Source organism: Rhizobium sp. UBA1881, assembly GCF_002338015.1.
Taxonomy (GTDB): domain Bacteria; phylum Pseudomonadota; class Alphaproteobacteria; order Rhizobiales; family Rhizobiaceae; genus Rhizobium.
The window spans coordinates 1-11,855 of sequence record NZ_DDHH01000056.1; the positions used below are offsets into that span (position 1 = coordinate 1).

Genomic DNA, 11,855 nt, shown 5'->3' on the forward strand with positions numbered 1-11,855 from the left:
GACCCTCGAGAACGCGGATCGACGACGCGCCGTAGTCTTCCGACGTGGAATTCGCCGGCGGTGCCTGCCGTGGCGCGGCATTGGCGGCAGCGCTCGGCGCAGCCGGAGCGGCGACGGGCGCGGGGGCTGCCGCGGCCGGCTTGGGCGCATCCTCCTGCTTCTTGGTCAGGGGCATTCCGGAAAAGAGGTCGTTGCTATCGTCCATGGAGCCGTTCAGATCTTCATCTTGTCGTGGGGTGGCCGCTTGCGCTTGAGCCTGACCCAAAATCACCGCAATTCATGTCACGTTTGCGAATCAGGCAGACTCTGCCAGAAAGCACCTCGATACGCGACGCCACCTCATCGGGCGGACTTTCATTAAGAAATGATTTGCGTCCTGGGTCGCCGAATGGCAAGCGGCCAGACGCCTCAGGGAACCTTGCGCATGCGAATGTCCACAAGTCATTGCATAACTATCACAGCAATTGCGGCCTTTTTCATGGTCGCATCGGCTGATCTTGGTGCTGCCGACACCTTGCCACCCTTCAAGGACGACCTGTTTTCCAGCCAGACGACGCTTCAGACCGGCAATGGCGGCGCCTTCGATGTCATCGACTACGATGAGATGCGCGATATCAACGGCCGCGACCAGATCCCGGAAAAACGCACGCAGCAGAAATACGTCTCGCTCGGCATCCGCAAGCTGCAGAACAACGAGACGCTGTCGCTCGATGGCGTCAAGCTGGACGTCGCGAGGGTAGGGCCGAGCGCCGGTGCCGCCTTTACGGTCATCTTCATCCACGGTCGCGACGGCGACCGCCGCCTCGGCGTCAACGATTACACCTTCGGCGGCAACTTCAACCGGCTGAAAAACCTCGTCGCCGGCAATGGTGGCGTCTATTACGCACCTTCGGTCAAGACCTTCGACAGCGACGGCGTGACCGCTGTCGCGGGCCTCATCCGCTACGCCAGCGCCCAGGCGCCGGGCCGGCCGATCATCCTCACCTGCGCCTCCATGGGCAGCCAGATCTGCTGGGGCGCGACGCGCGACGCCGAGACGGTCAAGCGCCTCAAGGGTATGGTCATCATGAGTGGGGTTGCCGATCCCGATTTTATGAAGAGCGCCTTCTACAAGGCCAAGCTGCCGCTCTGGTTCGCCCACGGCAGCCGCGACCCGACCTACGCCGCTGCCGACCAGCAGGCGCTGTTCGAAACGCTGATCAAATCGCGCTACCCGACGCATTTCACGCTGTACCAGACGGGCAATCACGGGACGCCGATCCGCATGATCGATTGGCGCCAGACGCTGAACTGGATATTGGCCTCCTAGAATTGAGGGGGCTAGTGATAGTTTAGGCAACACGGCTGACAAATTTTAAGCATTTGCGCCGCAAAACGCCGCGATTTCCCTTACGTAAGCGTCCCAAACCTTTTCATTGCCGCATGCTTTTGCTAAGGCCCGTGCTGACGGAGAAATGGGGAAGGCCGGCATGACACCTGACGTGCGACCGCTTGTGGCGGGAAACTGGAAAATGAACGGCACGCGTGCCTCGCTGGATCAGATCAAGGCGATCGCCTCGGGTGTCCAGGGTCCTCTTTCCAACAAGGTGGAAGCGCTGATTTGCCCGCCGGCGACGTTGCTTTACGTAGCGACCGCGCTCTGCACCGACAGCCCGCTTGCGATCGGCGCGCAGGATTGCCACCAGAATCCCGAAGGCGCCCATACCGGCGATCTCTCGGCTGAAATGATCGCCGATTGCTTCGGCACCTATGTCATCGTCGGCCATTCCGAACGCCGCACCGATCATGCCGAGACGGACCATCTGGTGCGCGCCAAGGCCGAAGCCGCCGCTGCCGCCGACCTGACGGCGATCGTCTGCATCGGTGAGACTGCTGCCGAGCGCCAGGCCGGCCAGGCACTCGATATCATCAAGCGTCAGCTATCGGCCTCCGTGCCGGAGAACGCCACGCCTGAAACCACCGTGATTGCCTACGAGCCCGTCTGGGCGATCGGCACCGGTGTCACGCCGACGGTCGAGGATGTCGAGAAGGCGCATGCTTTCATGCGTGCCGAGCTTGTCGCCCGCTTCGGCGACAATGGCCGCAAGTTCCGCATCCTCTATGGCGGCTCGGTCAAGCCGGGCAACGCCAAGGAATTGATGGGCGTCGCCAATGTCGACGGCGCGCTGATCGGCGGCGCGAGCTTGAAAGCAACCGATTTCCTCGCCATCTACGGCGCATATGAGGCGTTGCTCTCTTGAGATGCGTGTATATTCCGGGCCAAAGGGCTTGGAATAGCGGATCACCTCATGTAAAGAGCGCCAGAATTTTACTTTATGCCCGCTTCGCGCCGGCAGGACTGGACCCATGCAGACCGTATTGATTGTCATTCATCTCATGATCGTGCTGGCGCTTGTCGGCGTTGTGCTCATCCAGCGCTCCGAAGGCGGTGGCCTCGGTATCGGCGGCGGTTCGGGCTTCATGTCTGCACGCGGCACGGCCAATGCGCTGACCCGCACGACCGCGATCCTCGCAGCACTCTTCTTCATCACCTCGCTCGGCCTCGGCGTATTGAATCGCTACGAAAGCCGTCCGACGGATATCCTGAACCGCATTCCGGCAACGAGCGGGCAGGGCAACGGCATTCTCGATTCGCTCGGCGGCCAGCAGCAGAACGGCGCCGCCGCTCCGGCTACACCTGCGGCTCCTGCCGGCAACGGCGTTCCGACCGGCGGTGACGCACCTGCTGCTCCTGCCGCGACCGCTCCGGCTGCTCCTGCAGCCACCGCACCGGCTCCCGCCGCGACCACGCCGGCTCCGGCAGCGACTGAAACTGCTCCGGCAGCACCGCAGGCCACGACGCCTGCCGCTCCGGCACCGGCGACTGCTCCCAGCGGGCAGTAAGCCGAACGACGCATAAACCGCCGGCAGGCCCCAGGGTCTGCCGGTTTTCTTTTGTCTTGAAGTCACCGACAGCGATCGCGCGGCAAGCGCGGGAAGAATGCTGTTAAATTAGAGCCCTAAAATTCAGGACATGAATTTTAGGGCTGGTGGAATCGTTTTTGAAAAGGTAAGCGGTAGCTCCCATGGCGCGATACGTATTCATCACTGGCGGCGTGGTTTCCTCTCTCGGTAAAGGAATTGCGGCCGCCGCTCTCGGAGCGTTGCTGCAGGCCCGTGGTTACCGGGTGCGGCTGCGCAAACTCGACCCCTATTTGAACGTGGATCCGGGCACTATGAGCCCGACCCAGCACGGCGAAGTCTTCGTCACCGACGATGGCGCGGAAACCGATCTCGATCTTGGCCACTACGAGCGCTTCACCGGCCGCTCGGCTACCAAGACCGACAACATCACCACCGGCCGTATCTACAAGAACATCATCGACAAGGAACGCCGCGGCGACTATCTCGGCGCGACCGTTCAGGTCATCCCGCACGTCACCAACGAGATCAAGGACTTCGTGATCGAAGGCAATGACGAGTACGACTTCGTCATCTGCGAAATCGGCGGCACCGTCGGCGATATCGAAGCGATGCCCTTCATGGAAGCCATCCGCCAGCTCGGCAACGACCTGCCGCGCGGCACCGCCGTCTATGTCCACCTGACGCTGATGCCCTATATCCCGGCAGCCGGCGAGCTGAAGACCAAGCCGACCCAGCACTCCGTCAAGGAACTGCAGGCGCTCGGTATTCACCCCGACATTCTGCTCGTTCGCGCCGATCGCGAAATTCCGGAAGCCGAGCGCCGCAAGCTCTCGCTGTTCTGTAACGTTCGCGAGAGCGCCGTCATTCAGGCTCTCGACGTCGCCAACATCTACGACGTGCCGATCGCCTACCACAAGGAAGGCCTCGACAACGAAGTCCTGGCCGCCTTCGGCATCGAGCCTGCGCCCAAGCCGCGCCTTGATTCCTGGGAAGAGGTCTGCAATCGGATCCGCACGCCTGAGGGCGAGGTCACGATCGCGATCGTCGGCAAGTACACCGGTCTCAAGGACGCCTACAAGTCGCTGATCGAAGCGCTGCACCATGGCGGCATCGCCAACCGCGTGAAGGTCAATCTCGAGTGGATCGAATCGGAAGTCTTCGAAAAGGAAGATCCGGCGCCCTATCTCGAAAAGGTCCATGGCATCCTCGTGCCCGGCGGCTTCGGCGAGCGTGGCTCGGAAGGCAAGATCCTCGCCGCCCAGTTCGCCCGCGAGCGCAACGTTCCCTATTTTGGCATCTGCTTCGGCATGCAGATGGCAGTCGTGGAAGCGGCCCGTCATCTGGCCGGCATCGAGAAGGCCTCGTCGACCGAGTTCGGCAAGACCGACGAGCCTGTCGTCGGCCTGATGACCGAATGGGTCAAGGGCAATGAGCTGCAGAAGCGCAACGCTGCCGGCGACCTCGGCGGCACGATGCGCCTCGGCGCCTACAAGGCCGCGCTCAAGAAGGACACCAAGATCGCCGAGATCTACGGCTCGACCGACATCTCCGAGCGCCACCGCCACCGCTACGAAGTCAACATCGACTACAAGGACCGTCTGGAAAACTGCGGCCTCGTCTTCTCCGGCATGTCGCCGGACGGCGTGCTGCCGGAAACGGTCGAATACCCGGATCATCCGTGGTTCATCGGCGTCCAGTACCACCCGGAACTGAAATCCCGCCCGCTCGAACCGCACCCGCTGTTCAAGAGCTTCATCGAAGCGGCGACCGAGCAGAGCCGGTTGGTTTAAGACATAGTCGCAAGACGATAGAGAAGGCCGCTTTCGAGAGCGGCCTTTTTGCTTTTGGTCAAGGACTTGGGGTGGCTAAGGTTCGGTGACACGCACGGAAATGAGTGCGGAGTGGACGAAGTTAACGCTCAGTCGTAGGGTGAACCCAAGCCCAACGAACTCAGGAGCCGACGATTGTGTCTGTAGTGCGCAAGGGGCGTGAAGCGCCTAAGGTCGCCGGCATGCGCCCCATCCGGATTTGGGTGCCTGACACACGGCAGCCCGGATTTGTCGAGGAGTGCCGTCGCCAATCACTCCTGATAGCGCAGGCGGATGAGACCGACTCCGATCTCAGCCCCTTCATGGACGACGCACTTGCCGACCTCGATCACAAATAATGAGGCAAGGTGATTTCGTTGCGGAGCCACCGCCGGGATATTCCCGAAACAACAAAAGCCGCCGACATCCAACGATGCGGCGGCTTTTTCATTTCCAAATTTGCGATCCGTCGCCTCAGGCCGCGCGCTGTCCCCGCACCGGAGCAGCGGCTTCCGGCCCCTGATCCCGGATCATGCCGCGTCGGTTGAGCTTGAAGTGGTTGACCAGCTCAGCCAGCAGCGCCGCACCCGATGCGAGCTCCGAGCTGATGCCCGTCGTGCGCTCCACCATGCCGGCGTTCTGCTGCGTCATCCGGTCGATCTGCGAGACGGCATTGTTGATCTCCGAAAGGCCGGTCGATTGCTCGGCCGCGGCGGTCGCGAGTGCGGTCATGTTGGTGTCGATCGATTCGACGAAGGTCTCGATCTCGTTGAGCGCCGTGCCGGTCGCGTCGACGAGGCGAACGCCTTCGTTGACTTCCTTGCCGGAATTCTCGATCAAACCCTTGATCTCCTTGGCGGCCTTGGCCGAACGCTGCGCCAGTTCGCGCACTTCCTGGGCAACGACGGCAAATCCCTTGCCGGCTTCGCCGGCACGCGCCGCCTCGACACCCGCGTTGAGCGCCAGAAGGTTCGTCTGGAAAGCGATCTCGTCGATGACGCCGATGATCTGGCCGATTTCCTTCGAAGCCGAGGCGATCCGCTGCATGGCGGTGATCGTCTCGCGCACCACGGCAGCGGAGGTCGAGGCCGAGGCGCGGGCGCTTTGCACCAACTGGCGTGTCGCCTGCGTGTTTTCGGTCGAGGACTTGACCGTCGCCGTTACCGTTTCAAGCGCGGCAGACGTCTCCTCGAGCGAGACCGCCTGTTCCTTCGTCCGCGCAGAGAGCTGCTCGGCGGCGTCGCGCATTTCCTGGCTGTTGCCGTTCAGCGCGTTGGTCTGCTGCAGCACCTTTACGAGCGTCGCCTGGAATGCGCCGATCGAGGTGTTGAAGTCGCGGCGTAAGGTCTCGAATTCGCCGACGAAGGGCTCGTCGATGGTCTGGCGGATATTGCATTCGGAAAGACGGGCGAGGCCGGCGCCGAGATCATTGACGACCTTCATCCGCTCGGTGACATCGGTTGCGAACTTCACGACCTTGAAGACGCGGCCCGACGCATCGAGGATCGGATTGTAGGACGCCTGGATATAGATCTCGCGCCCGCCCTTGGCGATCCGCTTGAACTGATCGGCCGCGAACTCGCCGGCTGCCAGTTTCGCCCAGAAGGCCTTGTACTCGGCGGAACGGCTGTAATCCGCTTCGCAGAACATCGAGTGATGCTTGCCGACGATCTCGGACAAGGAATAGCCGAGCGTCGCCAGGAAATTCTCGTTGGCCGTGATGATGTTGCCCTCAGGCGTGAACTCGATCACCGCCTGCGCGCGCGACAGTGCTTCGAGCTTGCCCTTGTCCTCGGCCGCCTGCTTCTTGGCGGCGGTGATGTCCGTCGCGAACTTCATCACCTTGTATGGCTTGTTGCCGCGATAGATCGGATTGTAGGTCGCCTCGATCCAGATCTCGCGGCCGCCCTTGGCGATGCGTCGATACTGGCGCTGGTCGAACTTGCCTTCGCCGAGACGGGCCCAGAAATCCGCATAATCCCTAGAGTTCGCCTCGGCCGGATCGACGAACATCCGGTGATGCTTGCCGACGATCTCGCTGAGCTCATAGCCGATCGCCTTGCAGAAATTCTCGTTGGCCGTCAGAATCTTTCCGGTGAGGTCGAATTCGATGATTGCCTGCGACTTGTTCAACGCGTCCAGCACGGCGCTGCTGGAGGAGCCGATGCTTGATAGAAATCCGACCATGGACAAACCCCGATATGCCAAGCGTGCCAAATCGCACGCCGGGCAAATCTATGGGATTTGAGTAAATATTCGCTAAATCTCTATTAGTGTTGAGTTTTTCGGATTATGCGACCTTTGGTAGAGGGCCGGTATAGATCGAGCGGGGGCGGATCAATCGGCCGTTGAGTGCCTGCTCCCGAGCATGCGCGATCCAGCCCACAGTGCGCCCGATCGCGAAGACGCCGGTAAAGGCCTGCCGCTCAAAACCAAGCGATTCGAGAAGCAACGCCGTGTAGAATTCCACATTGACGTCGAGCGGCCGGTCCGGCTTCCGCTCCCTGAGGATGGCAAGGGCCACTCGCTCGACTGATGCTGCGAGCGCCATCCATTCACGATCGACCTGGCCGGAGCGGACCAGAGGCGAGAGCGCATTCTTCAGCGCGTCGGCTCTCGGATCGCGAACGCGATAGATCCGGTGCCCGAACCCCATCAGCCGTTCTCCGCGATCAAGTGCTGCCGTCAGCCATGCATGGGCGTTGGCTTCGGTTCCGATCGCATCCAGCATATCAAGCACAGGGCCGGGCGCGCCGCCATGAAGCGGTCCTTTCAGGGCGCCGATGGCGGCCAGTACCGAGGATGTCAGGTCCGCCTGGGTGGAGGCGACGACGCGCGAGGCGAAGGTCGAAGCGTTCAATCCATGATCCGAGATCGTCACCAGATAGGCGTCCAGCGCCGCCGCCTGCTCCGTGCTCGGCATCCTGTCGGTCATCATCTGCAATATGTCCGCGGACTGCGACAGGGACGCATCCGGCACCACCGGCAGCTGGCCGGCCTGCAGCCTGAGGATGGCGGGCAGGAACACGGCTGGCGCTGCCATCAGATGCAGAGCCGTATCGAAATCCTGACCGTCGGCAAGGCGCGCGATCATCGCGCGCATGGCATCGACGGGCGGGAGCGCCAGAAGCCCTTCGTCCAGATGCGTGATATGCGAATAGAGTTCGACCCTCGCGGCCCCAAGCAGCGAACGCAGTATGGTCGCGCTGATCGGACGTTCCATCAGTCCGTCGAGCAACAATGCTGCGACACCCTCATATGTCTCGCCGGGAACGAGATCGTCCAGCGAGACGCCTCGTATCACCAGGCGCCCGCGTTCACCGTCCACATCGGATAGTTGGGTCTCCGCTGCAACCACATCTTCCAAGCCGTTCTTCATTGCGTTTCTCCTTTACGCCAAGAAAGATCGGGCCTAGATAGATTGACGTCAATCTTGATGAATAAGATCAATGTAAGAGGCCGGTATAATGTGGCTGACGGCTGAGGAAGCGTTGGAACAGCTCGGGACGAAACCGCAGACGCTCTATGCCAATGTCAGCCGCGGTCGCATCCGTGCGAAGCCCGATGAAGCCGATAGCCGCCGGAGCCTCTATCACTCCGGGGATGTTGCGCGTCTGGCCAAGCGCAATGCCGGCAGGCGAAAGGCGGAGGCGATTGCCGCCGAGACGATCGACTGGGGCGAGCCGGTCCTGCCGACAGCGATTTCGACGATCGCGGATGGCCGGCTTTACTATCGCGGTCGCGAGGCGGTCACCTTGTCCGAACAGGCGACGTTCGAGCAGGTCGCGGCCCTGTTGTGGGAGAGCCCGTCGGCCATATGCCCGCCGATCGAGTTGCCCGCAGGCGAGCCATCAAGGATATCAGGCGCTTTCGTCTTGCTGGCGAGGAGAGCGGCGGCGGATCTGCCGGCTTTGGGCCGCGCGCCCGCCGCGCTGAAGTCGGAAGCGGGGCAGGTGCTTGCCACGGTGGCAGCCGCACTTGCTCCAAGCCAGATGCCCGACCTGCCGCTGCACGAGCGTCTTGCGCAGAGCTGGGATCGGCCGGAGGCCGCGGAGCCCATCAGGCGGGCACTGGTACTTGCCGCCGAACACGAACTCAACGTCTCCGCATTCGCGGCACGCGTCACCGCCTCGTCGGGCGCTTCACTGGCCGCAGCCACGCTGTCCGGCCTTTCGACGCTGACCGGCCCTCGCCATGGCGGTGCCTGGCAAGGCGCCGTGCGGCTGATGGAGTTGTCGCAGGAAATCGGCGCGCGAGAGGCGATCAGGATGATGTTGGCGACCGAAGGCGTGGTGCGGGCCTTTGGTCATAAGCTCTATCCAGACGGTGATCCTCGCGCGGCGGCGATCATGCGTTCGTTCGAGATGCCGAAGCTCTACGCCGAGATTGCCGCTCTCGGCGTAGAGCTGTTGGGCGAGCCCGCGAATATCGATTTCGCGCTCGCTGCGATGGCCGGGCACTTCGACCTTCCCGACGACGCGCCGCTTGTGATTTTCGCGCTTTCCCGGACCGCCGGATGGCTCGCGCATGCCATCGAACAGGTGACCAGTGGAACCATGATCCGCCCCCGTGCCCGCTATATCGGACCATCGCCGGAGGCGCTTTGATGGAACGCGGGATGGTCTGATCGCCTGTGTAACTGCCGCCAAGCGCATTGCGGTGCCGGGCGAGGCGGGGTTAGAGTGCGCTATTCGGTCGTGGGGCGGAAATTGCTACAGGGGGATATCATGGAGACAGTATCGTACGGTCGCCCTTGTCTGGCCACCGCCATTGCCGCGACGACGTTGCTTTGGGCGGGGCTTTGGGCAGGGCAGGCATCGGCGCAGTCCGCCGGCTGCACGCTTGAACGCGTCGCCGGCACGGCGCGCCAGATCATGCGCTGCGCCGATGGCGTGACCGTCACCGCCGAAGGTGGCGCGCGGTTCCAGCTTGTCGACAGCAATGGCGACGGTCGTCCAGATTCGGTGTCGCTGCGCAATAAGGCCGTGCTCGTCGATGTCGATAGCGCCAGGCGCAGCGGCGGCTTCCAGGTAGTCACACCTCAGGCGATCGCCGCCGTGCGCGGCACGCGTTGGGCCGTTGACGTCAAGAACGGCACGACATCGGTCTTCGTCGTGCGTGGGCGTGTGGCTGTGGGCAGGCCATCGGCGGGGCCGAGGGTCGTACTGGCGCCGGGCGAGGGCGTGGACGTGTCGCGCACCAGTGGCGCGCTGACAGTTCGGCGTTGGCCGCAGGCACGCGCTGATGCGCTTCTTGCGCGGTTGGGCCAGTAGTCGCCCATGCAGGCCAGACGGCTTCTGATCACCATATCCCTAATCGCGGCCGCCCTCTGGGGCGGCGCGCTCGGCTATCTCCACATGCAGGGCAATGCCGGCTTTCTCGACCGGATGGAAGCATCGCTGGCGGACCTCAGGAGCCATCTTATCGGGCCAAGCAGCGCGCCCTCGGTCGTCACCATCGTTGCGATCGACGACCAGACGGCGAGCGCCAATGGCTATCCGTTGAGCAGGGCAACGCTCGCGCGCTTGGTCGAGACCATCGGCGCGCTGAAGCCGAAGGTCATCGCGCTTGATCTGCTGCTCGTCGATCCCGGACCCGAGGACGGTGACCAGGCGCTCGCCGATGCGCTGAAGGGCGTGCCGACTGTCATCGCAGCGGCCGGCGTCTTTCCGTCAAGTCTTCAATCGGTGACATCGAGTGCCGAGGATCCGCTTGCGACCATTCCGGTGGCAGATAGGATGATGCTGCCGATCGCCCGTTTCGCCGATTCCGCCGCGATCGGCGTCGTCAACGTGTCGACCGATCAGGGCGGAACGCCGCGCTATATTCCGCTGATCTCTCGCGGCGCGCAGCGCGTCGATGCCTCGTTTCCGCTGCGGGTGGCATCGGTGGCGCTCGGCGTCAATCCGGCGTTCACGCCGGCCGCCCTTGCTCTCGGCGAACTGCGACTTCCGACCGACATCGGCCAGCGCCTGCCGCTGACTTTCTACGGACCGCGCGGAACGATCCCCACCTTCAGCGCAGCAGATGCGCTTGCCGGCAAGATCGACGCCAAGATGATCGAGGGCAGGGTGATCGTGATCGGTTCGACGGTAACAGGCGGCGGCGACGTCTTTCCGACACCGTTCGATCCGGTGCTTCCCGGTGTCGAGGTCATGTCCACGGCCATCACCCGGCTGATTGCTGGCGACAATATCGTGCGCGACGGCAATGTGCGCTCGTTCGATGCGCTGCTCGGCGTCACTCTGCCGGTGCTGATCATCAGCCTGCTCGGCTGGCGCCGCAGTGCGGTCGCCTATAGCGCCATCGCGGCCGCGGTGCTGGCGTGGCTGACATTCAACGTCGTCGCCTTCTCGCATGGCTATTGGTTCAGCGCCGCCTTGCCGATCGCCGCGACCTTGCCGCCGGTGCTGCTATTCGGCGCGATGGAGCTTTGGCTCGACCGCCGCCGCGCCACGCATTTCGCCGCGCAGAGCGATCTGCTGCAGCGAATCGAGGCGCCGGGCCTCGGCGAATGGCTGGCGCGCGATCCATCCTTCCTCTCACGCCCGGTGCGTCAGGAAGCCGCGGCGGTGTTCGTCGACCTGTCGGGCTTCACCGGATTGAGCGAGGCGATCGGTGCCGCGCGCGTGCAGGAGGTCCTGAGCGGCTTCTTCGAGCTCGTCGATGGCGAGGCGCGCGCCCATGGCGGCGCGATCACCAGTTTCATGGGCGATGGCGCGATGATCCTCTTCGGGCTGCCGCGACCTGCGGACGATGACGCGTTGCGGGCGGCGGCCTGTGCCGTCGGGCTTGGCAATCGCCTGAGAGCCTGGCTTTCAGCAGATCCCGGGCTTTCCGGCCGCAAGATCAGCTTCAAGGTCGGCGCCCATTGCGGCCCCGTCGTTGCCTCGCGTCTCGGCACCGGCGCACGTCAGCAAATCACCGCGACCGGCGACACCGTCAACGTTGCAAGCCGCCTCATGGAAGTCGCGGCAACTCGCGGTTTCGAGCTGGCACTCAGCGCCGCCTTGATGAGCGCGGCGGGCGCGGGGGCAGCGCCCAACCATCAGGGGCATATTGAAGGACCGGTCTCAGCCAGGATCAGGGGTCGCGCCGAAAGCATCGATGTCTTCCTGTGGCGCGGACATCCGCTTTGACATT

The 11,855-nt window shown here is 63.2% G+C and carries 11 protein-coding genes; 8 read left to right on the forward strand and 3 right to left on the reverse strand.

Annotation, left to right across the window (positions count from 1 at the left end; genetic code table 11):
* A partial coding sequence (locus B3605_RS05395; protein ID WP_296433133.1) for a hypothetical protein occupies nucleotides 1–205 on the reverse strand: 205 nt, incomplete at its 3' end.
* Between the two features lie 219 nt (nucleotides 206–424).
* Between B3605_RS05395 and B3605_RS05400 the strand changes: the two genes are divergently transcribed.
* The 5 genes from B3605_RS05400 (at nucleotide 425) to B3605_RS05420 (ending at nucleotide 5,071) form a co-directional block, all read left to right on the forward strand.
* The gene (locus B3605_RS05400; RefSeq protein WP_296433135.1) at nucleotides 425–1,309 is read left to right on the forward strand and encodes an alpha/beta hydrolase; all 885 of its coding nucleotides are present in this window, start codon (nucleotides 425–427) and stop codon (nucleotides 1,307–1,309) included.
* A 160-nt stretch (nucleotides 1,310–1,469) separates the two neighbouring features.
* Nucleotides 1,470–2,240 carry a triose-phosphate isomerase gene (gene tpiA, locus B3605_RS05405; protein WP_112945728.1) on the forward strand — a complete coding sequence of 257 codons (771 nt, stop codon included), beginning with the start codon at nucleotides 1,470–1,472 and terminating at the stop codon, nucleotides 2,238–2,240.
* A 106-nt stretch (nucleotides 2,241–2,346) separates the two neighbouring features.
* A complete protein-coding gene (gene secG / locus B3605_RS05410; RefSeq protein ID WP_112945612.1) occupies nucleotides 2,347–2,883 on the forward strand; it encodes a preprotein translocase subunit SecG in 537 nt (178 codons plus the stop codon).
* A gap of 182 nt (nucleotides 2,884–3,065) precedes the next feature.
* Nucleotides 3,066–4,694 carry a CTP synthase gene (locus B3605_RS05415; RefSeq protein WP_111561478.1) on the forward strand — a complete coding sequence of 543 codons (1,629 nt, stop codon included), beginning with the start codon at nucleotides 3,066–3,068 and terminating at the stop codon, nucleotides 4,692–4,694.
* A 176-nt stretch (nucleotides 4,695–4,870) separates the two neighbouring features.
* Nucleotides 4,871–5,071 (forward strand): antitoxin MazE family protein, encoded by a 201-nt coding sequence (locus tag B3605_RS05420; protein WP_296433143.1) that lies wholly within the window; start codon nucleotides 4,871–4,873, stop codon nucleotides 5,069–5,071.
* Nucleotides 5,072–5,186: 115 nt separating this feature from the next.
* Here B3605_RS05420 and B3605_RS05425 read toward each other — a convergent pair whose 3' ends face one another.
* The gene (locus tag B3605_RS05425; RefSeq protein ID WP_112945610.1) at nucleotides 5,187–6,899 is read right to left on the reverse strand and encodes a methyl-accepting chemotaxis protein; all 1,713 of its coding nucleotides are present in this window, start codon (nucleotides 6,897–6,899) and stop codon (nucleotides 5,187–5,189) included.
* A 103-nt stretch (nucleotides 6,900–7,002) separates the two neighbouring features.
* Nucleotides 7,003–8,091, reverse strand: a complete 1,089-nt coding sequence (locus B3605_RS05430) for a citrate synthase/methylcitrate synthase (RefSeq protein WP_112945609.1) — start codon at nucleotides 8,089–8,091, stop codon at nucleotides 7,003–7,005.
* An 85-nt stretch (nucleotides 8,092–8,176) separates the two neighbouring features.
* Here B3605_RS05430 and B3605_RS05435 point away from each other — a divergent pair, with 85 nt between their 5' ends.
* The 3 genes from B3605_RS05435 to B3605_RS05445 all read left to right on the forward strand — a co-directional run bounded on the left by B3605_RS05435 (nucleotide 8,177) and on the right by B3605_RS05445 (nucleotide 11,851).
* The gene (locus B3605_RS05435; protein ID WP_112945608.1) at nucleotides 8,177–9,319 is read left to right on the forward strand and encodes a citrate synthase; all 1,143 of its coding nucleotides are present in this window, start codon (nucleotides 8,177–8,179) and stop codon (nucleotides 9,317–9,319) included.
* A 120-nt stretch (nucleotides 9,320–9,439) separates the two neighbouring features.
* Nucleotides 9,440–9,985 carry a FecR domain-containing protein gene (locus B3605_RS05440; protein WP_296433148.1) on the forward strand — a complete coding sequence of 182 codons (546 nt, stop codon included), beginning with the start codon at nucleotides 9,440–9,442 and terminating at the stop codon, nucleotides 9,983–9,985.
* Between the two features lie 6 nt (nucleotides 9,986–9,991).
* Nucleotides 9,992–11,851: a CHASE2 domain-containing protein gene (locus B3605_RS05445; RefSeq protein WP_112945607.1), complete on the forward strand. Its 1,860-nt coding sequence runs from the start codon at nucleotides 9,992–9,994 to the stop codon at nucleotides 11,849–11,851.
* The last annotated feature ends 4 nt before the right edge of the window (nucleotides 11,852–11,855 follow it).